The 25324-nt window shown below is 50.9% G+C and carries 23 protein-coding genes and 2 tRNA genes; 22 read left to right on the top strand and 3 right to left on the bottom strand.

Annotated elements, in window-relative coordinates:
• The first annotated feature begins 1 nt into the window (after window position 1).
• A complete protein-coding gene (locus IMCC21906_RS10110; RefSeq protein ID WP_082117547.1) occupies window positions 2-1012 on the top strand; it encodes an FAD:protein FMN transferase in 1011 nt (336 codons plus the stop codon).
• A gap of 1 nt (window position 1013) precedes the next feature.
• Complete coding sequence (gene nqrM, locus IMCC21906_RS10105; RefSeq protein WP_047012065.1) at window positions 1014-1256, top strand: (Na+)-NQR maturation NqrM; 243 nt, start codon at window positions 1014-1016, stop codon at window positions 1254-1256.
• A 660-nt stretch (window positions 1257-1916) separates the two neighbouring features.
• On the opposite strand, the gene IMCC21906_RS10100 is transcribed toward nqrM, so the two are convergent.
• Entirely contained in the window at window positions 1917-3020 is a 1104-nt protein-coding gene (locus IMCC21906_RS10100) for a 3-deoxy-7-phosphoheptulonate synthase (protein ID WP_047012064.1), read from the bottom strand.
• A gap of 174 nt (window positions 3021-3194) precedes the next feature.
• Between IMCC21906_RS10100 and IMCC21906_RS10095 the strand changes: the two genes are divergently transcribed.
• The 3 genes from IMCC21906_RS10095 to IMCC21906_RS10085 are packed head-to-tail and all read left to right on the top strand — an operon-like array spanning window position 3195 to window position 6365.
• The gene (locus IMCC21906_RS10095) at window positions 3195-4442 is read left to right on the top strand and encodes a lipoprotein-releasing ABC transporter permease subunit (RefSeq protein WP_047012063.1); all 1248 of its coding nucleotides are present in this window, start codon (window positions 3195-3197) and stop codon (window positions 4440-4442) included.
• A complete protein-coding gene (lolD, locus tag IMCC21906_RS10090) occupies window positions 4435-5145 on the top strand; it encodes a lipoprotein-releasing ABC transporter ATP-binding protein LolD (RefSeq protein ID WP_047012062.1) in 711 nt (236 codons plus the stop codon). The genes IMCC21906_RS10095 and lolD overlap by 8 nt, the downstream gene beginning before the upstream one ends.
• Complete coding sequence (locus tag IMCC21906_RS10085) at window positions 5145-6365, top strand: lipoprotein-releasing ABC transporter permease subunit (RefSeq protein WP_047012061.1); 1221 nt, start codon at window positions 5145-5147, stop codon at window positions 6363-6365. Before lolD ends, IMCC21906_RS10085 begins: the two co-directional genes overlap by 1 nt.
• Before the next feature lie 23 nt (window positions 6366-6388).
• Here the strand turns inward: IMCC21906_RS10085 and IMCC21906_RS10080 are convergent, their stop codons facing one another.
• Window positions 6389-6916, bottom strand: a complete 528-nt coding sequence (locus IMCC21906_RS10080; RefSeq protein ID WP_047012060.1) for a DUF2062 domain-containing protein — start codon at window positions 6914-6916, stop codon at window positions 6389-6391.
• Between the two features lie 102 nt (window positions 6917-7018).
• On the opposite strand from IMCC21906_RS10080, the gene IMCC21906_RS10075 reads away from it, so the two are divergent.
• The 14 genes from IMCC21906_RS10075 to IMCC21906_RS10010 all read left to right on the top strand — a co-directional run bounded on the left by IMCC21906_RS10075 (window position 7019) and on the right by IMCC21906_RS10010 (window position 20222).
• A complete protein-coding gene (locus IMCC21906_RS10075) occupies window positions 7019-9355 on the top strand; it encodes a DNA internalization-related competence protein ComEC/Rec2 (protein ID WP_052763483.1) in 2337 nt (778 codons plus the stop codon).
• Between the two features lie 101 nt (window positions 9356-9456).
• On the top strand, window positions 9457-10104 hold the full coding sequence (locus tag IMCC21906_RS10070) for a MotA/TolQ/ExbB proton channel family protein (protein WP_047012059.1): 648 nt from the start codon (window positions 9457-9459) through the stop codon (window positions 10102-10104).
• The gene (locus IMCC21906_RS10065; protein ID WP_047012058.1) at window positions 10101-10532 is read left to right on the top strand and encodes a biopolymer transporter ExbD; all 432 of its coding nucleotides are present in this window, start codon (window positions 10101-10103) and stop codon (window positions 10530-10532) included. Before IMCC21906_RS10070 ends, IMCC21906_RS10065 begins: the two co-directional genes overlap by 4 nt.
• A gap of 25 nt (window positions 10533-10557) precedes the next feature.
• Window positions 10558-12357: a lipid A export permease/ATP-binding protein MsbA gene (gene msbA / locus IMCC21906_RS10060; protein WP_047012057.1), complete on the top strand. Its 1800-nt coding sequence runs from the start codon at window positions 10558-10560 to the stop codon at window positions 12355-12357.
• A 6-nt stretch (window positions 12358-12363) separates the two neighbouring features.
• Window positions 12364-13344, top strand: coding sequence for a tetraacyldisaccharide 4'-kinase (lpxK, locus tag IMCC21906_RS10055; protein ID WP_047012056.1), 981 nt, complete (start codon window positions 12364-12366; stop codon window positions 13342-13344).
• A gap of 15 nt (window positions 13345-13359) precedes the next feature.
• On the top strand, window positions 13360-14127 hold the full coding sequence (gene kdsB / locus IMCC21906_RS10050; protein ID WP_047012055.1) for a 3-deoxy-manno-octulosonate cytidylyltransferase: 768 nt from the start codon (window positions 13360-13362) through the stop codon (window positions 14125-14127).
• Window positions 14124-14615, top strand: coding sequence for a low molecular weight protein-tyrosine-phosphatase (locus tag IMCC21906_RS10045; RefSeq protein WP_047012054.1), 492 nt, complete (start codon window positions 14124-14126; stop codon window positions 14613-14615). The genes kdsB and IMCC21906_RS10045 overlap by 4 nt, the downstream gene beginning before the upstream one ends.
• On the top strand, window positions 14524-15627 hold the full coding sequence (gene murB / locus IMCC21906_RS10040) for a UDP-N-acetylmuramate dehydrogenase (RefSeq protein WP_369795753.1): 1104 nt from the start codon (window positions 14524-14526) through the stop codon (window positions 15625-15627). The genes IMCC21906_RS10045 and murB overlap by 92 nt, the downstream gene beginning before the upstream one ends.
• An 8-nt stretch (window positions 15628-15635) precedes the next feature.
• The gene (locus tag IMCC21906_RS10035) at window positions 15636-16232 is read left to right on the top strand and encodes an alpha-ketoglutarate-dependent dioxygenase AlkB (RefSeq protein WP_047012052.1); all 597 of its coding nucleotides are present in this window, start codon (window positions 15636-15638) and stop codon (window positions 16230-16232) included.
• Window positions 16233-16315: 83 nt separating this feature from the next.
• Window positions 16316-16960, top strand: a complete 645-nt coding sequence (uvrY, locus tag IMCC21906_RS10030; protein ID WP_047012051.1) for a UvrY/SirA/GacA family response regulator transcription factor — start codon at window positions 16316-16318, stop codon at window positions 16958-16960.
• A 12-nt stretch (window positions 16961-16972) separates the two neighbouring features.
• Complete coding sequence (gene uvrC, locus IMCC21906_RS10025; RefSeq protein ID WP_047012050.1) at window positions 16973-18814, top strand: excinuclease ABC subunit UvrC; 1842 nt, start codon at window positions 16973-16975, stop codon at window positions 18812-18814.
• Between the two features lie 131 nt (window positions 18815-18945).
• Window positions 18946-19506, top strand: a complete 561-nt coding sequence (pgsA, locus tag IMCC21906_RS10020) for a CDP-diacylglycerol--glycerol-3-phosphate 3-phosphatidyltransferase (RefSeq protein ID WP_047012049.1) — start codon at window positions 18946-18948, stop codon at window positions 19504-19506.
• Window positions 19507-19614: 108 nt separating this feature from the next.
• A tRNA-Gly gene (locus IMCC21906_RS10015) sits at window positions 19615-19690 on the top strand.
• A 458-nt stretch (window positions 19691-20148) separates the two neighbouring features.
• Window positions 20149-20222 (top strand) — tRNA-Cys (locus IMCC21906_RS10010).
• Window positions 20223-20456: 234 nt separating this feature from the next.
• On the opposite strand, the gene nhaB is transcribed toward IMCC21906_RS10010, so the two are convergent.
• Complete coding sequence (gene nhaB / locus IMCC21906_RS10005; protein ID WP_047012048.1) at window positions 20457-21965, bottom strand: sodium/proton antiporter NhaB; 1509 nt, start codon at window positions 21963-21965, stop codon at window positions 20457-20459.
• Window positions 21966-22228: 263 nt separating this feature from the next.
• Here nhaB and IMCC21906_RS10000 point away from each other — a divergent pair, with 263 nt between their 5' ends.
• The 3 genes from IMCC21906_RS10000 (at window position 22229) to IMCC21906_RS09990 (ending at window position 25250) form a co-directional block, all read left to right on the top strand.
• Entirely contained in the window at window positions 22229-22600 is a 372-nt protein-coding gene (locus IMCC21906_RS10000; RefSeq protein WP_047012047.1) for a hypothetical protein, read from the top strand.
• 137 nt (window positions 22601-22737) lie between these two features.
• The gene (locus IMCC21906_RS09995) at window positions 22738-24537 is read left to right on the top strand and encodes a copper resistance system multicopper oxidase (protein ID WP_255353568.1); all 1800 of its coding nucleotides are present in this window, start codon (window positions 22738-22740) and stop codon (window positions 24535-24537) included.
• Window positions 24537-25250, top strand: coding sequence for a copper resistance protein B (locus IMCC21906_RS09990; protein WP_047012046.1), 714 nt, complete (start codon window positions 24537-24539; stop codon window positions 25248-25250). Before IMCC21906_RS09995 ends, IMCC21906_RS09990 begins: the two co-directional genes overlap by 1 nt.
• The last annotated feature ends 74 nt before the right edge of the window (window positions 25251-25324 follow it).

Genomic DNA, 25324 nt, shown 5'->3' with positions numbered 1-25324 from the left:
GATGCTTCGCATCCCAAAAGCAGCCTTGGTGCTGCTTTTGTTGTTTCTGGTGGGCTGTAATCCCGACCCTGAAGCGGTGATTCTGCTCAGTGGGAATACCATGGGTACGACTTACCACATTACCTTGGTGAACCCCGGTGAATTGCGTAGTGATGAGCTTAAAAAAGATCTGGATTTTCAGCTCGAACACTTTAATAGCATTGCCTCAACCTATATCGAAGATTCTGAGCTGAACAAGCTTAATCGTAGCAAGGTGGGGGAGTGGCAAAAGGTCAGTCCGCCCCTTTATGCCATGCTCAATATCGCGACAGAAGTGAGTTGGCTTAGCGGTGGCGCCTTTGATATTACCGTGGGTCCGCTGGTGAATTTGTGGGGCTTTGGCCCGGATAAAGCGCATGGCGTCCCGGCTGACGATGCGATTGCGGCAGCGTTGAAAAATGTGGGCTATACCCAGCTAGAAATGGATATGCTGGAGCCAAAGGTTCTTCGTCGCGCAGCTGTGCAACTGGATTTATCGGCCGTTGCCAAGGGCTATGGGGTCGATGCTGCAGCCGTTTGGCTGGAATCCCTCGGCGTGACAAACTATTTGGTGGAAATCGGTGGTGAGATGCGTGTGGCGGGCAAAAGCCCTCGCGGTGATGCCTGGCGGGTAGGGGTAGAAAACCCAGATCCCAACGCTACCGAGACCTTGCCTATTCGTTTAGCCGAAATAGCAGTTGCCACCTCGGGCGATTACCGCAACTATTTTGAAGAAGATGGCGTGCGCTATTCTCACACCATCGACCCGCGTACAGGTCGCCCGATAACACACCGACTTGCATCTGTTACCGTTCTGGATCCATCATGTGCCTATGCAGATGCCATGGCGACGGCGTTTTCAGTTATGGGTGTAGAGCACACTTTAGAAGTGGCGAATCGTCAGGGCATTCCGGTGTATATCATCGAGAAAACCGACGAGGGTTTTGCCAGTCGTCACAGCAAGGCATTCGAACCTTATTTGAAGGAGCAGTAATATGGCTACCATAATTGCGGCAATGATTTTTATGATGCTGGTGGTGGGCGCGATGTCCATTGGTGTCCTCATGGGGCGCAAACCCATTGCCGGTTCCTGTGGGGGCGTCGGCGCGGCGTTGGCCGACCCTGAGTATGTGTGTGATCTTTGTGGTAATGATCCCAACAAGTGTGAAGAGCAGAGTAGCGATGCCGCTGTTTCTGCCAAACAGGGGGGAGCGTCGTTTTACGACGCGAGTAAGTAAGTTTTTGGCGTGCTTGGCATGCCGCTGATTAAGCTAATTACAGGCTTTGAACCCGGCAATGCCGGGTTTTTGTATTTTTGACGTTTTGTTTTAATCGCGACGTATGAGTTATTAGCGGGGTTTCGCCCAAGTGGGCGACTTACTTCTTTTTATGTGAAAAAGAAGTAAGTAAGAAAAGCACACCCCGATCACTCGGCCTACGGCTTCACTGTGCTTCTCAAAACACAATGGGATCGCTGTGGAACTCGCCTGCGGCTCAAGCAGTCCTCGCTAAAAAACTCCCACAGTGTTTCTGTGATGCTCGCCGAGTTCAAAGGGGGGCTCGTCTCCTTATGAAGCTGCCGAGCACCGCAAGTTATCGCGGGTATAAGCGGAAAACGGTTTGAGCCGCAGGCACGTTTTTTCCGCGCCGTGATAACGGAGGCGCGCAGGGAATCTATGGCAGCTTTATCGCCGCAGACCGCGAAATGGGGTGGCCTTTCTTTTGCTAACGTTTCTTTGGCCATTCAAAGAAACGTTACTCGCCCAGCTGGGCGAAACCAGCTATCTCTACCCACAACACAAATAAAAAAGCCAACGACCGAGAATAAGACACAAGCTCCCACCTGAAGAAATCAGGCATTAGCTAATCTCGCTTAGTTTGCTAAGGCGCAACGCGCCTTACTGCCACACTGCGCAGCGTTTTAAATACGCTTCTCGGGCAATCTCAACATCTTTGAGAAAAGGCTCCAGTTCACTCATCAGCATGGCTTGAGGGCCATCTACCAATGCTTTCTCCGGCGCAGGATGAAAATCTACCAATACCATATTAGCCCCGGCAGCAATGCCCTGTGACGTGGCGTGACAGAGTTCAAGCACGCCATCGGGGGCGCGTTCGCGGCTGCCGACTGAGTGGGAGGGGTCGATACAAACTGGCATCCGGGTTAGGCGTTTAATGGTGGGAACTTGGGCAAAGTCCACTAAGTTACGATGGGGCGCGCCGAAGTCGCTTTTCATGCCGCGCAGGCAGAAGATGACTTGAGAGTTACCTTCACTGGCTAGATATTCTGCGGCGTTCAGGGATTCGTTCAGGGTAATGCCAAAGCCGCGTTTTAACAGGGCTGGGTGGCGTTGCTGCTTGCCAATGGTTTTCAATAGCTCAAAGTTTTGGGTGTTACGGGTCCCAATTTGCAGAATGACGCCACAGGGATTGCCGGTGGCATCCAGGGCTTCGTTAATTTCGTCGACATGTTGTTCTTTGGTGACTTCCATGGCGATGACTTTAATGCCGTATTTGCCCGCAAGCTCAAATACCCATGGAAGACATTCTTTACCGTGGCCCTGAAACGCGTAGGGGTTGGTGCGGGGCTTATAAGCCCCCATACGAGTGGTTTGCTGGCCGTTGGCTTGCAGGGCACGCATCATTTCCTCTACATGTTTTTTATTGTCGACGGCGCACAGGCCGGCAAAAACGTGCAAGGTTTTTTGGTCAAAATTAAGCCCCTGATATTGAAAGCCGGTAACGCGTTCCTGATCGCTGTGGCGGCCAAGAATGCGATATTCTTCTGAGATACGGATAACGCGTTCAACCGCCGGCAGGCTTTCGATGTCGTCTTTGTCCAGTGCCAGTGTGTCGCCTAATAGATAGATTTCAGTTAACGCCTGGAGTTGGCCCTGAACCTCATGTTGGCGCACTTCTACGTTTGGCAATGCGTCCAGATATTTAAGGGTTTCTTGGTAAGCGGCATCGCCGGGGGAAATGTCGGGACGAAGTATCAGTAACATAAAATTCCCTAATGTTTTTGCGGTGGTGTAGGTACGTTACTATCGATATAACGTCAGCGGTCATAACAAACAGGCAATCGATAAATAACGACAAACTCTTATCTCTACAGTGCGTATCTTTACAGTGATAGTATAGTGCCAGAATAACTACCCGGATGCCTAAAACTCAGAATCATGTCTTTACCTCTTCCCCTTGCCATCGGCATTCGTTATTTTCGGCGCGCTTCCAGTAACGACCGTTTTTTTTCCCTGATCTCCTGGTTTTCACTGCTGGGGATGACCTTGGGGGTTTGCGCCCTGATTATTGTTATCTCGGTGATGAATGGCTTTGAAGGCGAACTGCGGGAGAGGGTGTTGTCGGTGGTGCCCCATGGCTACATCGAAGGTCCAAGGGGCAGACTCGAGAACTGGCAGCAATATCAGTCAGCGTTGGCTCAAGAAGACGATGTCGTTGGCGTGGCGCCCTATATCGGGGGCAAAGCCTTGCTCACCGGTCCCGCGGGATTGCGAGGCGTGGCACTCTACGGTGTTGATCCTCAGCTTGAGAAAGATGTGTCGGCGGTGTTTGATCGTATTCTGGCAGGTAGAGGTTTGCCTGCTGAGGCCGGTGATTATGGCATCGTAATGGGGGATATTCTCGCCCGACAACTCGGCGTGAGTATTGGCGATAAAATTACGGTGACCTTGCCAAAGGTAACGGTCACGATTATGGGATTGTTCCCCCGGCAGCGAGATTTCCATGTCTTAGGGGTGTTTAGTGCGGGGGCACAGCTGGATGCCACCACGGCGTTTATTCATATTGGCGATGCTCAAAAGTTGTATCAGTATGGCAATGATGTTGAGGGCTTGCGGCTGGAACTGACGGATATGTTTGCCGCCCCCCTGCGTTTGCCAGAATTGGCTGCGGGTTTTCCAGCGGGTAGCCGCAGTCAGGATTGGAGCCAAAGCCAGGGCAGTCTTTTTCAAGCGGTCAAAATGGAAAAAACCATGGTTCGGCTGCTGCTACTTTTTATTATTCTTATCGCCGCGTTCAATATTATTTCTATTTTAACCATGGCCGTGTCGGATAAGCGTGGTGCGATAGCGGTGCTGCGAACCATGGGGGCGACCCCGATAACTATCCTGCAGGTGTTTATGGTGTACGGCATGGCCAGCGGCTGTATTGGCGTATTGCTAGGCTTGCTCATTGGCTTGCCGGTGGCTGCCAATGTTGGCGATATAGTGGCGTGGTTAGAGCAGGTTTCTGGCCTCCAGGTCTTCGACCCCCAAGTTTATTTTATTACCCATTTGCCGTCAGAGTTGCACTGGCAAGATGCCCTGGGTGTGAGCATCGCTGGCTTGTCATTAAGCTTTTTAGCGACGCTTTACCCGGCATGGCAGGCGTCAAAAGTGCAACCGGCTGAGGCCTTACGATATGAGTGAGATGATTACTGACCCTAGCACTTTAGTGTTGCGTTGCGAGGCGCTGTGTAAGCACTATCAACAAGGCCCGGAAAAACTCCAGATTCTTGATCATATTCATTTGGAAATCTGCCGGGGCGAGCGTTTGGCTATTGTCGGCCCCTCTGGCGCGGGTAAAACAACACTGCTGCATATGCTGGGTGGCTTGGATACCCCCTCAGAAGGGCGAGTGGAGGTGGCAAACCAGAATATGGCGACGATGGATGATCGCAGCCGCAGTCTGTTGCGCAATAAAGAGCTGGGCTTTGTCTATCAGTTTCATCATTTGCTGGCCGAGTTTTCTGCGGTCGAAAACGCGGCAATGCCACTGTTAATTGGTGGCATGTCTCGTAAACAGGCACTGCTACAAGCAGGGGATCTGTTGAAACGAGTTGGTTTAGGCCATCGCCTCAGCCATCGGCCCTCTGCACTTTCGGGTGGTGAACGTCAACGGGTCGCGATTGCGCGGGCACTGGTGAATACGCCGTCCTGTGTGCTGCTGGATGAACCCACAGGTAACTTAGATGGTGATACCGCCATGTCAGTTCAGGAGCTGTTGCTAGAATTAAACCGAGAGCTGGCAATTAGCTTGGTGATTGTCACCCACGACATGGATCTTGCCGGGCGCATGGATAGGATTTTGCACCTGCGCGATGGTCATTTGAGTGAAGAGGACGCCAGCTAATGCGGGGCTTGTCCTGGCAAATTGGTCTGCGTTATTCCATGGATCGCAGTGGCAATCAACTGGTGTCGTTTCTATCCCGGTTGTCGATGCTGGGTTTGATTTTAGGCGTGGCACTATTGGTTGTGGTGTTGTCGGTCATGAATGGCTTTGATCAGGAAATGCGCAGTCGCATTCTGTCGTTGGTGCCGCATATTACCTTTCAACCTTGGCAGCAAGACAGGGGGGATTGGCAGACTTTAAAAGCGGAGGTTGAACAGCACCCCAGCGTGACGGCTGCAGCGCCGTTTTTACAAGGCAACGTAATGCTGATAAAAGGCAATGCCGTTGAACCGTCATTGTTATTGGGTATTGATGCTGCTGCCGAGCGCAAGGTGTCTCGGGTTGGCGATTTTGTCGACCTGGGCTTGCTAGAAGGCAATAGAGAAGGGCTGGTATTAGGTGATGCGCTGGCGAAAAAGCTGGGCGTGGAGGTGGGTGAAAATATCAGCTTGGGGATCCCTCAATCCAGTGACAGCAACGATGTTCGCTTTGCCAAACTGCCAGTATTAGCGACGGTGGCCACGGGCACCGAGCTAGATCAGCAATTACTGTTATCCAGTCTTGAAACGGCTGCTCGTTTGCTGCCCAGCGGTCAAACCTTATCGCTGCGGGTCAGTATCGATGATGTGTTTAATGCGCCCCGGGTAGCGTGGGAATTGGCCTCGGTGCATGGCCAAGATTATATCATCCGTGATTGGAGTCAGCAGTTTGGCAATATGTATCACGCCATTCAAATGTCTCGAAAGCTGGTGGTGATTATGCTCCTAGCGGTGGTGGCCGTCGCTATCTTCAATGTCGTCTCAACCCTGGTAATGGTGGTGAATGACAAGTCAGCTGACATTGCTATTTTGCGCAGTCAGGGGGCGAGCCAAGGGGATATTTTGCGCATTTTCCTGGTGTACGGTGCTGTGATCGCTGGCGTCGGCGCGTTGGCGGGGGGCGTGCTCGGGGTGCTTTTAGCGCTGGGGATAGGCGATATTGTTGCCGCCATTGAGAATGCGCTGGATATGAAATTGCTACAAAGCGATGTGTATCCGATTAATTATTTGCCCTCAGCGCTCCGTTGGGGTGATATTGCCAGTGTCTGTGGCACAGCCTATGTAATGAGTTTGGTAGCAACCTTGTATCCCGCTTGGCGAGCCTCACGAATGCCTCCCGCAGAAGCTTTACGGCATGGATAAGGTCTTATAAATTCAAATAATAATTAACGCCGCTGCCGACTGCGAAGTTGGCGGCGCTTGCGCCAACGATGAATTACATGCACCCGCCACAAGGTATGGACGATAGCGGCGCCCAGTAGACCAAAGAACAGGCCAGTGACCACAGAGCCCAGCAGCAAAGGTTTCCACAGCTGTACTAATTCTTCTTCAAACCACTGAAAGGACAGTTCAAACTGAACGGGGTGGGTGTCGATGCCAAGCACCAGTGCGCCAATTTTGTAGGTAAAGTAGAAAATGGCGGGAATGGTTACCGGGTTGGTAATCCACACCAACATAACCGATAACGGCAAATTGGCTCTAAAAATAATGGCGGCGAGACCCGCCAGCAGCATTTGCGACGGAAACGGAATAAAAGCGACAAACAGGCCAATAAAAACCGCCATGGTTACTGAACGACGATTTAAATGCCACAAGTTGGGGTCGTGCAGGAGGCTACCAAAGACTCGCAGAGAGGGATGCTCGCGCATTTTTTCTGGCGCGGGTAACATGCGTTTTAAGAATTTACGAGCCATGTGCCCTGAGGTACTCGCTACATGGTGAGAGAAGTAATGGCAAACTGCCTGCGCCAGTAAAAGGCGGCGCTATTATGCACATATCCTTCAAGGGACTCCAGCATGTTGTCATGGATGACGACAGCGGCGGCTATCCTGATCAGCGGATATCTTGCCCGACCTTTGCCTCTACCGCTGTGTTTGGCGGCTTGCTGCCTATTGTTACTGTACCGCGTTATCCGGGGCCGCAGCCAGCTTGTTGGCCTGTTGTTGGCGGCCTTAATGGGATTGACCTATGCCAGCTTTTATGCCGAATACCGTCTCCTCCATCTGCTGCCCTACAATCTAGAAGGGCAGGATCTACAGGTAAAAATCGACATCACCAGCCAACCTCAACAGCGGGCTGGTGGGCGACCAGCATACCGTTTTGATGCCCGTGTTGTCAGTTTGTTCGATTGTGAGGCTACGCCTTGCCCATCTTATCTCGGTAAATTGCGGCTGAATTATTACGGCGAACAAGCCCTGAACAATGGCGATACGGTTGATGCCATAGTTCGCTTAAAGCGTCCAAAAGGCTATCTATCAAAAGGGGCCTTTGATTATGGCCGCTGGTTGTTTGTGAGCGGTTATTCTGCATCGGGATATGTTCGGCAAATAAATCAGCACATAAAATCGGGCGGGGGCTCCACATTGTCGTGGCGCGATTTAGAGATCGGCAGCTTAAAAGAGAGGCTGAGCGACTATCAAAACGGCGATGTGATGCTGGCGTTAACCTTTGGTGATCGCAGTAGCATGTCTTCTGAGCGTTGGCAGCAATTAAGCGCTACTGGCACCAGTCATTTATTGGCCATTTCGGGTATGCATATCGGGCTGGTGGCTTTTTGGGGATATTTACTCGGCAGACTATTTGCTGGAATCAGTATTAACAGTGCGGTGGCGATTCGCTTGCCGACAATTACGGCCATGTGCTTCGCTCTGATTTATGGTGCTATGGCTGGGTTTGCATTGCCGACCCAGCGGGCCCTGATGATGCTTGCAGTCATTTGTCTGGCGCAGTTAAGCCTTAGAAAAATTACCCCCTGGCATGGTTTAAGTCTTGCGCTGTTGGCGGTGGCTATTATTGATCCATTGGCGGCGCATAAGCCGGGGTTTTACCTGTCTTTTGCGGCGGTATGTTTTCTGTTTTGGCGGTTTCAGGGTTTTTATTCATACCGACGAGAGAATTCCTACCTTCGTTTTTCCGCTGGCCTTTTTGAGGCCCAATGGTTGTTGGGGCTGGGCTTATTGCCATTGCTGCTGGCGTGGCAGTTTCCCGTTGCCCCGTTATCCATGCCCGCTAATTTAATTGCAATCCCGATTATTGCCTTGTTGGTGTTACCGCTGTTATTGCTGAGTTATGTATTAAGTGTGTTCCAATTTACTGCAGCTGAATATGGCTGGCAGCTTGCCGATTATGTATTGCAGGGCTTGTTTCTTTGCCTGGACTTATTACAACGCACGGTGGCCCCGGTCACCATTGCCACATCGTCGGTTGCAGTATTGGCGGCGTTGATCGGCGCGGTGATTTTGCTGAGGCGGGGGCTGCCCGGAAAAGGCGTGGCACTGGTGTTGATGTCAGTCTTGTTTCTGCGTCCCGTTAACACTCCGCCTGCTGGCCATTACGTGCTGAGAGTGTTGGATGTCGGTCAAGGTCTTGCGGTGTTGATCAGCACTCGCAATCATCATTTGTTGTTTGATGCGGGGCCTGATTTCGATGGCGGCTTTAACACTGCCGATGCGGTTGTAATACCGGCACTTCGGCAACTTGGCGTCACCGAGATAGACGCACTGGTGATCAGTCACAATGATCGGGATCATGCTGGTGCGGTGACGCCTTTATTGAGGCACATCACGGTGGCTAAGGTCTATAGAGGCGAGGCAGCGGAGACCGCGCTGCCTTTCAGTAGTGCTGACAGTAGCCACTGTCATTTACAACAGTCGTGGCAGTGGGATGGGGTCGATTTTCGTTTTCTGTCTCCGCCTGCCAGCACCTCCAAAACTGGCAATGCTGCCTCGTGTGTATTGTCGGTCGGGCAGGGCAGTGGCCGCAGTCTTATTCCCGGCGATATCTCGTCTCTGGAAGAGGCGGTATTGGGTCAAATGTGGCAGCAGGAACTGAAAAGTGCAGTGATTGTTGCGCCTCACCACGGTAGCAAAACCTCTTCCAGTCAGGTATTTATTGCTGCCGTGTCACCGTCCCTAGTGGTTTATTCTTCTGGGTATAAGCATGCTTATGGCCACCCGGCGGCGGCAGTGATGGAGCGCTATCGACGTGCCGGCGCCGCAAGCTGTTGGCATACTGGCTCAGAGGGCAGTATCGCGGTTGAGTTGGCGCCACAAGGCATTGTTTTGCTGCAGCCTTGGCGGCGGGGAAGTTACTTTTGGGAGCAGCCCGAAGAGCAAGCCAAATGCAAAAATTAGCTAGCTGTTTGTGTAATTTAGAACCTTGAGGGCTTTTCGCTTCTTAGTGGGGGCGTCACTACGTATAATGCTCGCTTTGATAATAACACCGGGGTATATCCGTGCTGGAGTTGGTGAAAGCGGGGGGATGGCTAATGTTGCCAATCATTCTCTCCTCAATCATTGCGGTTGCGATCTGCGTTGAACGGTTTCTCGAATTGAATCCAGAGAAAGTAGCGCCAAAAAACCTCTTGAATCAGGTTTGGAAGTGGCTGTCCAACAAAAAGCTTGATGCCGAAAAAATGCGAGAATTGCGCCGGGGTTCGGCACTGGGGCAAATTCTGGCTGCGGGCTTAAGTAATGCCAAGTATGGCCGTGAGGTGATGAAAGAGAGCATTGAAGACGCGGCTTCACATGTTATTCATGGCCTGGAGCGCTATCTAAATGCATTGGGAACCATTGCCGCCGTGGCACCGCTGTTGGGTTTGCTCGGCACGGTGCTGGGGATGATCCGGGTCTTTACCGATATTATGATCCAGGGCTCCGGTAATACCGCCGTGTTGGCGGGGGGGATTTCTGAAGCGCTAATCACGACGGCCTCAGGTCTTTGTGTTGCGATTCCGGCAATGATTATGCACCGCTATTTTCTGCGCCGTATCGATGCCTTGGTGGTGACGCTAGAGCAAGAATCTATCAAATTGCTCAATGCTATGTATGGCGATGCCCCCATTAAAGAGGCTGGCACGGCTGCGGTGAGCAAGGCCTCGTGAAGTTTAGACGACAACGCATTGATGAGGGTGGTATCAACCTGACCCCTTTAATTGATGTGGTTTTTCTGTTGCTGATATTTTTTATGGTATCAACCAGCTTTACCAAAGAAAGCCGCTTACAGATTGAGTTGCCAACGGCTACCGGGGAGCCGCCATCTGATGAGCGGGCAGCCCTAGAAATTGTTGTTGATGGCAAAGGGCAGTACCGAATTAATGAAAGAGCCGTGAGCGGCACCAGTGTTGATGCCTTGATGGCGGCCATGACCCGGCTTGCTGAGGGCGGTGACGATTTACCGGTGATCATCACCGCAGATGCCACCAGTCCTCATCAAGCCGTTGTTACCGCCATGGATGCGGCAGGACGACTGGGATTTGCTCGACTAAGTCTTACCACACAGAAGCCCCAAGGGGCGGAAGGAGCGCAGTAACCTCCCTTTTCTGGGAGCACTTCTTATGAAAAAAAATCAATCAGATTTATTAATTTACGGTCGCCTCTTAAAGTACATTATCCCCTCTTGGCACTTCTTTTTATTCAGTGTATTGGGCTTTTCATTGTACTCCGCCAGCCAGGTACTCCTCGCGGATTTGATGCAGCTTATCGTTGATTTTATTGGCGGTAATCTCGTTAAAGGCGAGGGCGGCATGATTGCCAAGCTCATGTGGGCAGTAGGCGGTGACAATTTTGACCTGAGTAATGCGCGCACGGCAATTGTGATAGTGATGATTGTGCTGGGTATAATTCGGGGCTTTGGTTTTTTTGCCGGTAATTATTTTCTGGCAAACGTCTCCCATCGTTTGGTTCATACTCTGCGCTGCCAGCTGTATAACCACCTTTTGTATATGCCCAGCGCGTATTACGACCACAACACCACCGGCTCACTGATTTCCAAAATTACCTTTAATGTGGAGCAGGTCACCGGCGCCGCCGTTAATGCCATGAAAGTGGTGTTGCGAGAAGGTACGTTTGCCATCGGCTTAATTGGCTTTTTGTTGTACACCAATTGGAAGCTGACCATGATCTTTTTTCTGGCGCTGCCCCTTATTGGCGTCACGGTTTATTGGGTGGGCAAGCGCTTTCGCAAGCTGAGCCGCTCAATTCAAAATGCGATGGGCGATGTCAACCAAGTAACCAACGAAACCATCAGTGCTTACCGGGAAATTCGTCTGTACGACGGCACCGAATACGAAACCCAACGATTTCATGAGGCCAGTGACCGCAATCGTAGTCAAAACCTCAAGATGGCTTTTTACAGCGCTATCAGTCCATCGGTGATTCAATTTCCGGTGATCTTGGCCACCGGCGGTTTGGTATGGATTGCCTTGGGGCTGAGTGGCGAAATGTCGGCTGGCGAATTTGTAGCTTATTTATCTGCGGCTTTGTTTTTGCCCAAGCCCATCCGCCAGCTGGCGGATGTGAGTTCGACGATTCAGAAAGGCTTGGCAGCCGCGCAAGATATTTTTGAATTTGTAGATAGTGACGTTGAGCACGACAAAGGCAGTCATAAACCCGATACGGTGGCAGGTGATATTGAGTTTAAAAATCTAAGCTTTGCCTATACCGATGACGGCGCCGAGGTGCTAAAAAATATCAATTTGCGCATTCCAGCGGGTACCTCAATGGCCTTGGTGGGGCTGTCTGGCTCAGGTAAATCAACACTGGTGAGTTTGATTTCGCGCTTTTATCAACACGACACTGGCGACTTGTTGCTTGATGGTGTTGATGTGCGGGATTACGACTTGGCAGGGTTGCGAAACAATATGGCCTTAGTCACCCAGCAAGTCACACTGTTTAACGATACGGTGTTTAATAATATTGCCTACGGCGGCATGGCGGGAGCTAGCAAAGACGCGGTGGTGGCCGCTGCTACAGCCGCCCACGCGATTGATTTTATTAATGACCTACCCGATGGTTTAAATACCATGATTGGCGAAGACGGGGTGATGTTGTCTGGCGGTCAGCGTCAGCGTTTGGCAATTGCGCGGGCTTTTTTGAAAAATGCGCCGATTTTGATTTTGGACGAGGCCACCTCCGCATTGGATAACCGGGCAGAAACCCATATTCAGCAGGCCATGGAAGAAATCATGAAGGGCCGCACCACCATTGTTATTGCCCACCGGCTGTCGACAATTGAAAATGCCGACTGTATCGCGGTAATGAAAGGCGGCGAGATTGTAGAGCAGGGCAGCCATTCAGAATTGCTCGCGTTGAACCAAAACTATGCCCAGCTGTACAACAAAAACTTTGAGGAATAACGCCGGGTGGGACTAACACAGGCAATCGAAAAACGCTGGTATAGCAACTCGCCAGGGTGTTTGTATTTGCTGTTGCCACTGGAGGGCGTGTTTCGCTTAGTGGCGAAGGCCCGCCGAAAGGTGAGCAAGGCTAAACACTGTGGCGTTCCGGTCATTGTGGTCGGCAACCTCGCGGTAGGTGGCAGCGGTAAAACCCCATTGGTATTAGCCCTGGCTAAATTTTATAGCGAGCAGGGTTATCGGGTCGGTATTGTCAGCAGAGGTTACGGCGGCAAAGCGCCGCATTATCCCTTTGAAGTGGGCCCCCAAACTGACCCCGCGCAAAGCGGCGATGAACCACTGTTAATGGCCCGGCGCAGTGGCTTGCCGGTGGTGGTTGATCCAAATCGTCCTGCTGCTGCGCAATATCTGGTTGACCACAAGCATTGCAATTTGCTGATTAGTGATGATGGTCTCCAGCATTACCGCATGGCCCGTGATATAGAAATAGTCGTTGTGGATGCCGTAAGAGGCTTAGGCAATGGTCATTGCTTGCCTGTCGGCCCGTTACGCGAAAGCAAAGCCCGTCTGAAGGGTGTCGATAGCGTCGTTATGAATGGCGACCAATCAACGGAAAATTCCGGCCATGTTATGCAGCTGGCGCCGTCACAACTGATCAGCTTAAATCAACAGCCCAGCCTTGAGTACAAAGACTGGCCGCAACATCGGCGCCGGGTACATGCTGTTGCGGGAATAGGTCATCCTGCGCGTTTTTTTACTACCCTGAGATCCTTGGGTTTTGAGCCGGTTGAACACAGCTTTGACGATCATCATCGCTTTCAAACGGGCGATTTTGCCTTTAAGGAGCCGTTGCCCATTGTCATGACCGAAAAAGATGCCGTTAAATGCCGGGGGCTGGCATTACAAGACGCGTGGTATCTTCCCGTTGATGGCATTCTTCCACCACTGTTTTATCAACAACTCTCTGCGACATTAGCCTCGCTATAAAAACTGGAATTTTCTATGAGCTACACCGTCATTATCCCAGCCCGTTTTGCCTCAACTCGACTGCCGGGTAAGCCATTGTTAGATATCGTCGGCAAGCCGATGATACAACGGGTGTGGGAGCAAGCGGGCCAGAGCACTGCCTCGGGCGTGGTGGTTGCTACTGACCACACCGGCGTCGAAGCGGCCTGTCAGCAGATGGGTGCCAATGTTTGTATGACCCGGGCCGACCATGAGTCTGGCACCGACCGGCTGCAAGAAGTGGTCGCCAAGCTGGGACTGACCGATGAGGCGATTGTGGTCAATGTGCAAGGCGATGAGCCGCTTATTCCGCCCGCGTTAATTGAACAGGTGGCTGCCAACTTGGCCGCCCACCCTGATGCCGGCATTGCGACCCTTGCCGAACCGATTAAAGACGCCGAAACCGTGTTTAATCCCAATGCGGTAAAAGTGGTCAGAGACCGTCAGGGCTATGCCTTGTATTTTAGCCGGGCGCCGATGCCTTGGTGCCGAGACGAATGGACTCAAAACGCCCAAGTGATGGTTCAGCAGGCACCTTTCTTGCGCCATATTGGCATTTACGCGTATCGGGTGGGATTTTTACACCAGTTTGTTAATTGGTCGATGGGACAGTTGGAGCAATTGGAAAAACTGGAGCAACTTCGAGCCATGGAGAACGGTGTGCGAATTCATGTGGATGTGGCTGCTGTGGACATGCCCGCCGGGGTTGATACCGAGGCGGATTTAAGCCGGGTGCGCAATGCTATCCAAGGAGGCGCAGCTTGAGTGTTAAACAAAAACCGGTAAAGGTTTTATTTGTTTGTCTGGGTAATATTTGTCGATCGCCAACTGCCCACGGCGTTTTTCAGGGTTTAGTTGAGCAAGCGAGCTTGACGACGTGTATCACGGTGGATTCGGCGGGTACCGGCGATTGGCATATCGGTCATCCACCCGATCGCAGAATGACGACATCAGCGAAAGAGCGGGGCTATAATTTATCAAGCTTGCGGGCCCGGCAGGTGTCGGTTGCTGATTTTTACGAATTCGACCTGATCCTGGCCATGGATAATAGTAATCTGAGCGACTTACTCGCTATGCAGCCCAGCGATGGCAAAGCGTCACTGGCCTTGTTTTTAGACTATGCCGACGCGGCAGTAGAGGAAGTTCCAGACCCTTACTACGGTGGCCCAGAGGGCTTTGAGGACGTGCTGGACCTGGTTGAAGACGGTTCCAGAGGGCTGTTGGCGGCATTGCAATCAACGACGGCGGGATAAGCTTGTGATCGTGCAGCGCAACATGGCTCTTACCAATCTGAACACGCTGGGGATTGCCGCCAAGGCAAGCTACTTTGCTGAAGTTACCAGTCTGGATGCCTTAGCGACCTTGCTCGCTGACACCAAACTAGCCAGTCTTCCGCGCTTGGTTTTAGGCGGCGGTAGCAATATTGTTCTCCAACAAGATTTTGCTGGATTGGTGGTTAAAATCGCATTGCGCGGCGTGCAGTGCGAAGCGCTGGGTGAGTCCCGGTTGCTGCGGGTAGCGGCTGGCGAAAATTGGGACGCATTGGTAAAGAGCTGTTTGCAACAAGGCTGGTATGGCCTTGAAAACTTAATCTCCATCCCCGGCTCTGTTGGCGCGGCGCCAATCCAAAATATCGGTGCCTACGGTGTCGAGCTGTCTGATGTGCTGGTTGCGGTTTCTGGCTGGGATCTGCGAGAAAATTGCCTGCGGCGTTTAAGCGCCAGCGACTGCGAACTGAGCTATCGTTCAAGCATCTTTAAAACCCATCTATTGGATCAGTTTATTGTCACCGAAGTTGAGCTGAAACTGAGCCATTCGCCAAGCCCGAATATTCGCTACCAAGCCTTGGCCGACGCACTGCCAAGCGGGGTGGATGTCACCCCTGAACTGGTGGCTGAAACGGTTGCAAGATTGCGCGCCAGTAAGCTCCCAGACTTTAGGTTGGAGCCAAATGCGGGCAGCTTCTTTAAAAACCCCATTATAGAGGCGAGTAATGCGGCAGAGCTACAGGCTGAGCATCCGCAACTGGTTTCATGGCCTATGCCTGACGGTCGAGTAAAGCTGGCTGCGGCATGGCTGGTAGATCAGTGCGGCTGGAAGGGGCAACGAGTTGATGGCGTGGGCGTTCATCCTCGACAGGCGATTGTGCTGGTTAACTATGAACATTGCAGCGGCGGCAATGTGCTTGCCCTTGCGGCGGCGATTCAAGAAGCTGTTAGCCAACGGTTTGGCGTCGCGCTAGAGATTGAACCGCGAATTTATTAGAGGCTCACATGTTTGCCGAGCAGCGCATTAAGCTAAACGGTGGCGAGTTAATCTACCGACCCAATTACGTTTCTGATGATGAACACCTTTTTCAGCAACTTCAGTCCCAGCTGAATTGGCAACAGCCTGAGTTACAGTTGTTTGGGCGTCGTCATAAAACGCCACGATTGGTGGCTTTTGTTGGAGACAGCGGCGTAGCTTACCAATACACCGGGCATTTACACACCGCAGCGCCTTGGCCTAAGTCGCTAGACAACTTACGCGATCAGTTAGGGCGAGATTATGGTTTTGAGTTTAATTGTGCCTTGCTGAATTACTATCGCAATGGTGACGATAGTATGGGCTATCATAGCGACGATGAAGCCGAGTTAGGCTCGGCCCCTGTTGTTGCGTCGATTAGTTTGGGTGGCGCAAGGGATTTTCTGCTGCGCAGCAAAAATACTGAGCAACGTGATCCCCAAAAAATAATGCTGGAGAGCGGCTCTTTATTGTTGATGTTGCCGCCCACACAGCGATTTTGGCAACACGCATTACCCAAGCGTAAACGCCAGGATCGCCCCAGGATCAATCTTACATTCCGGCAAATATTGACGACTATTGGCTGAGGCTTGCTGCGAATGTTATTGTTGCAGTCGCTTCATCATCACTTCAGCGAAGGCTCGCTGGATAATTGAGGTCCCCCGTTAACATGATCACCGTTGTTGTTGCAGATGATCACGCTATGGTCCGCACTGGCATTGTGAGAATGCTAGACGATGCAGCTGATATTTCCGTACTGGGTCAAGCCTGCAATGGCGAAGAGGCCATCCAGCTATGCCGTAAACTCCAACCAACAGTGGTGTTAATGGACGTGCGTATGCCCGGTATTGGCGGTCTTGAAGCGACACGAAAACTTTGTCAGGTTGCACCAAACTCTCGCATCGTCGCGGTAAGCGCCTACGATCAAGAACCCATGCCCAGCCGTTTAATGAAAGCGGGCGCTTCGGCTTATGTGAGTAAAGAAGCATCTGAAGACGAAATACTGGCGGCGATTCGCCAAGTTGCCAATGGCCGACGTTATCTCAGCCCGGTTGTTGCCCAAGCGATGGCCTTAAAGGGTTTTGACGCCGATGGCGCAACGCCTTTTGATTGTTTATCGGATCGAGAAATGCAAATTTGCCTGATGATCGCCAACTGTCACAAGGTGTCAGAAATCGCAGATAATTTGCACATCTCCTCCAAAACGGTCAACAGCTATCGTTACCGCATGTTTGAAAAACTCAATATCAATGGCGATGTCGAATTAACCCATATGGCCATTCGCCATGGTTTGATTGATGCACCGGGTCGCTAGATAATCGAGTTTATGAGCGATAAAGATAGTGGCAGCGGATTTGATTCCTCTCGATTTTTAAAAAACGTCACCCGCAAACCCGGGGTGTACGTTATGCTCGATGCTGCCGCCAAAGTGCTGTACGTGGGCAAAGCCAAAAACCTCCGCAATCGACTTGGCAGTTATTTTCGCGCGAGTGGGCTCACCACCAAAACCATGGCGTTGGTCAGCAAAATTGACCAAATAGAGGTTACGGTTACCGGCACCGAGCGGGAAGCGTTGCTGCTGGAACAAAACCTGATCAAGCAGTACAAGCCCCCCTATAACATCCTGCTGAGGGACGATAAGTCTTACCCGTATATTTTTCTCAGCGATCATCGTCATCCTCGTTTGAGCCTGCATCGGGGTAGCAAACGCAAAAAAGGCCAATACTTTGGCCCCTATCCCAGTGCTGCAGCGGTAAAAGAGAGCCTGAGCTGGTTACAAAAAGTGTTTAAGGTTCGCCAGTGTGAAGACAGTTATTACCGGGCGAGAAGCCGCCCCTGTCTTCAATATCAAATTGGCCGCTGCTCTGGCCCCTGCGTAGAAAAAATTAGCGAGAACGAGTACAGCAAAGATGTCCATCAAACCGAGCTGTTTCTGACGGGTAAAAGCGATGTGCTACTCACCGAACTGGGTGACGAAATGGATTATCAGGCCCAGCAGCTAGAATTTGAAAAAGCCGCCGAACTACGAGACCGAATTGGTTATTTACAGCAAGTACAGGCTAGCCAGTATATTGAAGGCGAGCGGGGCGATTTAGATATTATCGCCGCAGTAGAAGAGGCGGGCACCGTGTGTTTGCAGCTGCTGTATGTGAGAGGCGGCCGCGTGTTGGGCAGCCGTAGTTATTTTCCCAAAAGCCATTTGGGCGAAGGCTTGGCAGAGCATATCGAGGCATTTTTGGCCCAGCACTATCTTACTCAACTATCGACCATGGATATCCCGAAAGAAATCATCTGCAACATCCCCCCGACAGACGCCCAGCTACTGGCCGATAGCCTGAGCGAAGAGGCGGGGCGGCAGGTGCTGATTAGTTACAAAGTCAGGGGCAATCGGGCCAAATGGCAATCGTTGGCGGTGACCGCGGCGGAGCAAAATCTACGTAATCGCTTGGCATCATCCAGCGGCACGGCAAAACGTTTTGCGGCACTGCAAAGCGTGCTGGAGCTAGATGCCGTGCCAGAACGGATGGAATGCTTTGATATCAGCCATAGCAGCGGAGAGGCCACGGTCGCGTCTTGCGTGGTATTTGATAAAGACGGGCCGCTAAAATCAGATTACCGAAAAATGAATATCGATGGCATTGAACCCGGTGATGACTACGCCGCGATGCGTCAGGCGCTGACTCGGCGTTACAAGCGCATTAAGTCTGGCGACGTGGCGTTGCCTGACTTGCTGTTTATCGACGGTGGTAAAGGCCAGTTAAGCCAAGCCAAAGAGGTGATGGCAGAATTGGGGGTTGAAAATTTACTAATGGTTGGCGTCGCCAAGGGCAGCGATCGGCGCGCGGGGCTAGAAGTACTGATTCGCAGTGATAATGGCAAAGAGATCAGCCTGCCGGATAACAGCCCTGCATTGCATCTTATTCAGCATATTCGCGATGAGTCCCACCGCTTTGCGATTACCGGCCACAAAGCGCGGCGGGATAAAACCCGGCGCCAATCGACGCTTGAAGCGATTCCTGGAGTAGGGACCAAACGCCGCCGTGAATTACTGAAGTATTTTGGTGGCCTGCAAGGTGTTCGTAATGCCAGTGTGGGAGACTTACAGCGTGTGCCGGGGATTAGTCACAACATTGCCAAAGAAATCTACGAAGGCTTACGCAGCGCCTGACCGCTTTATTGAAATTTGCGGCTAGCTGTTTAAAAACACCTTCTTTCTGACCCACAAACAGCGGAAATTAGTATTAACACAGCCAGTATAAAGCACGTAAAATAATCCGATTGTGAGTTAATGAGACCTGTATGAATATCCCCAATGCCCTGACGCTGTTTCGTATTATGCTGATACCGGTCTTCGTCGTCGTATTTTATCTTCCGTTTTCGCTGAGCTACGTGGCCACTGCGGCAATATTTGGTTTGGCAGGCATCACCGATTGGCTAGATGGCTATTTGGCCCGCAAATTAGAACAAAGTACCCCACTGGGTGCCTTTCTAGATCCGGTGGCAGATAAACTCATGGTGGCTGTGGCCTTAGCCTTGCTCATTGAGCGCTACGATGCGTGGTGGTTCACTATTCCGGCCATCGTTATTATTGGCAGGGAAATTGTTATTTCTGCTCTGAGAGAATGGATGGCTGAGCTGGGCAAACGCACCAGTGTTGCTGTGTCTTACCTTGGCAAAATAAAAACGACGGCGCAGATTGTCGCCATTATTGGTTTATTACTGATCTCGCCGGAACATGATGGCCCTTTCTATTTCGTGAATCTGGTGTGCCTATATAGCGCAGCGGTTTTAACGCTGTGGTCGATGTTGATCTATCTGCATGCAGCCTGGCCAGACCTGCGTAGCAGCGCCAAAAGTTAAATAACTTGCCTTAAATCATAGACTTTCCTTGACAGGCGGCGCCGACTGACTAGAATAGGCGCCTTCTTTGAGCAGCGTGATCACGCGTTGTTTTAAAGAGACGTTTTTGCGGGATTAGCTCAGTTGGTAGAGCGGTACCTTGCCAAGGTACAGGTCGTCGGTTCGAGCCCGATATCCCGCTCCAATATCTTTTATTGCCGCATAACAATCTCGATTGTTATGAGCTGGTATAAAAGAGCCGGTTATATCGAACCGGCGTACACCTCGCGGTGTAAAACAAAAACGATCAAAGGCGCGGTGGCAGAGTGATCATGCAGAGAACTGCAACTTCAGCGCCTGCAGCGGTAAAAAAGGGCCGGTTATATCGAACCGGCGTACACCCCGCGGTGTAAAACAAAAACGATCAAAGGCGCGGTGGCAGAGTGGTCACGAAGAGAACTGCAACTTCAGCGCCTGCAGCGGTAAAAAAGGGCCGGTTATATCGAACCGGCGTACACCCCGCGGTGTAAAACAAAAACGATCAAAGGCGCGGTGGCAGAGTGGTCACGAAGAGAACTGCAACTTCAGCGCCTGCAGCGGTAAAAAAGGGCCGGTTATATCGAACCGGCGTACACCCCGCGGTGTAAAACAAAAACGATCAAAGGCGCGGTGGCAGAGTGGTCATGCAGCGGACTGCAACTCCGTGTACGCCGGTTCGATTCCGACCCGCGCCTCCATTATTTTCTTATAGTTCAAGCCTCTCCCCATAAACGGGGCATAGCGCTTATCAAATTCTATTAATAACTCCTCATCTCCATCATTTCCACAATGGGCCAATCAGCTCGCTCGCCTAGAAAGCCTCAAATAAAGCGTCAGCAGAAAAATGCTGGCTGTAAATCTATGGGTAAATTAAAACAAACAGACATAAAAAAGGGGCCAATTGGCCCCTTATGTATTATCGCGAGCATGGGTCAATCAAAGAACCATACCGCAATCATTGCAACGCTGCTCATGGTAATGGTGTAAGGCAGAGCCATTAACACCATTTGGCCGTAAGACAAGCGGATAAGCGGTGCCAGAGCGGATGTCAGCAAGAACAGAAATGCCGCTTGGCCGTTTGGTGTAGCAACACTGGGGATGTTAGTACCTGTGTTGATTGCGACAGCAAGATGCTCAAGCTCTTCACGAGTGAGATTACCCGCATCGTAGGCTGCTTTTACTTCGTTGATGTATACCGTTGCGACGAAAACATTATCACTGATAACACTGAGTAAGCCATTGGCAATAAAAAACATCAGTGTGCGGAACTGACCTTCCAATGATAGCACATGCTCAATAATAGGTTTAAACAGGTGTTGCTCGTGAATTACGCCGACAATGGCAAAAAAGACGACCAATAGCGCAGTGAAGGGCAGGGCCTCTTCAAATGCGTGGCCAATGCGGTGCTCGTCAACAATACCGTTAAACGCGGTTTGCAGTACGATAATGGTCAAGCCAATTAAGCCAACTGGAGCAATGTGCGTCGCTAACGCCACGACCAAAAAGATTGCGACAATGCCTTGAACAAACAGGGTGGCAACATCTTCTTTCGTACGACTTTGGTCCTGAGCTGCAGCGTATTCTTCCAAAACGCTACGCACAGAATCCGGCAATTTTGCGCCGTATCCAAACTTGCCTGTTACCTCAAGTAAAACACAGGTCATCAGCCCGACGACTAAGGTAGGCATGGTGACAGGGGACATGATTTGAATAAAATGCATAAAGTCCCAGCCCATTTTTTCTGCAATGAGCAGATTTTGAGGCTCGCCTACCAAGGTACAAACACCACCCAGCGCGGTGCCGACGGCGCCGTGCATTAACAAGCTACGCAAAAAAGCACGGAACTGGTCCAAGTCTTCTCGAGATTGCTCAACTACCTTGTTGTCATCACCGTGATCGTGGTCGGTATGAGAGTGACTCCCGCCCGAGGCTACCCGGTGATACACCGCATAAAACCCCACGCCCACTGCGATAAGTACCGCGGTTACGGTTAACGCATCCAAAAACGCACTCAAAAAGGCGGCCATTGCCGAAAAGACCAATGACAGCCATATTTTAGAGCGGATATTTAAGAGGAGCTTGGTGAAAATAAACAACAGCAGATTCTTCATGAAGTAAATGCCCGCCACCATAAACACCAATAGCAGTATTACTTCAAAATTGTTTTTTGCTTCTAAGTACACCGTCTCTGCCGAGGCCATCCCAATCGCAATGGCTTCGATTGCTAACAAGCCGCCTGGTTGCAATGGGTAGCATTTCAGGGCCATTGCGAGTGTGAAAATAAATTCAGCAATAAGCGCCCAGCCAGTGACAAAGGGGCCAACTGTGAGTAAAAGAATCGGGTTGAGGATCAGGAAGCCGATAATTGTTTTTTTATACCAGAGCGGGGCATTACCGAGAAAATTCCCGGCAAACGCCCGCGACATCGTGGATTGTTCCATGCTTAATTATCCTTTTAGTGGGAAGCGAGCAGCATCTTTCGTCTACGCGAATTAATATCCGGCAATAATAATACAGTCAGAAAGCCGCGCCAAATAGCGCTTGAGGGGTAAATGCCAAAATGAATGATTTTTATCAGCTTGCGAACAGTCTGGTTAGCTTTTTAGCTCACTATTTGCTCAAAACATAAGCATATTCAGACTCCAATAGACTGACGCATAAAAAACTGCCAATTCGTGACCTGTATGTCTTACAATTATTCGTAATGAATATTCGCCGTATTGCCATGACCACGCTATTACTCCTGCTGTGCCAGCAGGCGGGTGTATTAATGGCGGCGGTGCTTCACGGCGATCATAGCGCGGTTCATAACAAAAGCATGCATATCAGTACCGGGTGTAGTGACTTAGCTGAGCATTGCGACAACAATAAATCGGTAGTTAACCAACATCACCAACAAACAGACGATTGCTGTAATTTAAATTGCGAGTGTTGTGTAGGTCATTGCCAAGCTGGCATTGCAAACATCGTTTCGATGTCGGTGTTTGCTGCTCGGTACCGTCTCCCACTTTTGCACGCCACCTCGGTGCCTCATTTCCTTCCTCAAAACTTACTACGTCCTCCCATCTTTGCCTGACACAGGATTAGTGCGTCTGGGTTTTGCGTGTTATGGCAAAACAAAGGTGCATTACACCGGCACACCTGAGCATGTTCCCTCTTTTATCCTTGATCTATCAGAGGGGTGGTATAGGTATTAGGCAAAAGGACAATTTTGTGAGTGATATAACACGATTAAATCTATCTCGGCGTCAGTTTGTGACTGGCGCCACTGCGGGTGGGATCTTACTGGGACTCGGGCTAGACAGCTACGCCGTGGGAAGCAGCCCGGCCAAGAACCCTCAAGTTCAAACATTGCGTGGTAATAGCTTCAATTTGGCAATGGGGTATCAGCCGGTTAACTTCACCGGTGCTCAGCGAACCGCTACCGCGATAAATGGATCCGTGCCTGCGCCAACTTTGCGCTGGCAAGAGGGCGAAACCGTCACTCTCCGTGTCACCAATCATCTTGCCCACGACAGTTCAATTCACTGGCATGGCATGATTCTGCCCACTGGAATGGATGGCGTGCCGGGCTTGAGCTTTGACGGTATCAAACCTGGCGAAACCTTTGAGTATCAGTTTGAGATTAATCAAAGCGGCACGTATTGGTATCACAGTCATTCTGGCTGGCAAGAACAAACTGGCCTGTATGGCGCGATTGTTATCGATCCAAAAGACCCTGATCCCGTGGCCTATGACCGGGATTATGTTGTCTTACTTTCGGATTGGTCCGATGAGTCGCCGGATAGGATTTATGCAAATCTGAAAAAAATGAGCCATTACTATAATTTCCAAGAGCGTACCGCCGGAGACTTATGGAAAGACATTAAAAACAAAGGTGTTGTGCAGACGTGGAAAGAGCGTGAGATGTGGAACACCATGCGGATGAAACAGACAGACATTTCTGATGTAACCGGCTACGCCTATACCTATTTAATGAACGGCGCCACCCCAGATACTCGCTGGACAGGTCTGTTTAAACAGGGAGAGAAAGTCCGCCTTCGATTTATTAACGGCTCAGCAATGAGCATTTTTGATATCAGGATACCCGGTTTAACCATGACCGTGGTTGCCGCCGACGGCCAGAATATTGAGCCAGTGACCATCGACGAATTTCGTATCGGTACAGCGGAAACTTATGACGTGGTTGTTGAACCGAACGCCGACAGCGCCTACGCCATTTTTGCCCAGACCATTGATCGCAGCGGCTATGCCTTGGGTAACTTAACGCCCGATGTAGCATGGCGCGCCGATACACCCAAAATGGATCACCGTCCCACGCTGGGTCATGGTGACATGGGCATGGCAATGAATAGGGCGGGCATGGACCATTCTGGTCACAAAATGAATGGCATGTCTGCTATGAATCACCGTCAGCATGGAACGCCCCCGACTATTGTCGCCGCGGGGTATGGCAACCGTAAAAGTGTGACTGCCAATCATCACACAACCGAATTTGGCCCTCATACCGACATGTTGGCAGAGGCACCACAAAACGGATTGCACGACCCGGGCTTAGGCTTGCGAGAGCACCGGCAACGCTATAACCGAAAGGTTTTACGCTATGCGGATCTTCGCAATCTCACCTCCACGCAAGATAAGCGTGATCCCAGCCGAGAAATTCAGCTGCATTTAACCGGCAATATGAGCCGTTATATGTGGTCGATGAACGGTATTAAGTTTGCCGACGCCGAGCCCTTGGAGCTGACGTATGGCGAAAGAGTGCGTATTACTCTCGTTAACGACACGATGATGACCCACCCGATTCATCTTCACGGGCTATGGAGTGAATTGGAAACCGGCGACCCCGACTATATCCCTCGCAAACACACCATTCTTGTTCAACCGGGATCGCAAATAAGCTATTTGGTCAGTGCAGATGCAATTGGTCGCTGGGCTTATCATTGTCATTTGATGTATCACATGCCCGGCATGATGCGAGAAGTTCGTGTCGAGAAAGGAGGGCGGGGCTAATGGATACTTATCCAAAACAGCTGATCAGCCTCATTTTTCTCTATGCTACCGTTATAACGACAGTCAATGCTGGCGGCAACGACAACCCATTGTTAACAATGGCCAAACTCGACCAGTTTGAAGTGCGGGACACAGACGGGAGTGATCCTTTGGTCATGGATGGACAATTATGGGCAGGCTACGATCTTAAAAAACTGTGGCTAAAAGCAGAACTAGAAAACGTTGCCAATAACACCGAAAAACTAGAACTGCAGGCACTCTACAGCCAAGCCGTATCTGCATTTTGGGATATTCAGCTTGGAGCACGAAAAGATATCAACCCCACTCCAAATCGAGAGTGGGGCGTTATCGCCCTACAAGGCCTGGCACCCTATAACTTTGAAGTCGAAACGTCGTTATTTATTGGTGGCTCCGGACGCAGTGCTGTGCGGCTAGAGGCTGAATATGAATTTCTTTTCACCCAGCGACTCATCTTGACTCCCGAAATTGAAGCCAACGTTTATGGTCACAACGACCAAGCTACCGGCGTGGGCTCTGGCTTAGGCGATATTGAACTAGGACTGCGCCTGCGTTACGAGATACGACGTGAATTCGCGCCGTACATTGGTTTAAATTGGCAGAAGAAATACGGCGCGACAGCAGCTTTCGCCAAATCAAATAATGAAGATACCGAAGACGCCCAAATCGTGGTGGGGGTCAGAGCCTGGTACTAAGTTAATGTTCGAATCAAACCCACTATGCCGATGGCTTACACCTATCGGCGCTATTTTAATGCAGAATATTCTAG

It is taken from the genome of Spongiibacter sp. IMCC21906, assembly GCF_001010805.1.
Classification (GTDB): Bacteria; Pseudomonadota; Gammaproteobacteria; order Pseudomonadales; family Spongiibacteraceae; genus Spongiibacter.
This window is presented reverse-complemented; position numbering and strand designations above follow the sequence as displayed.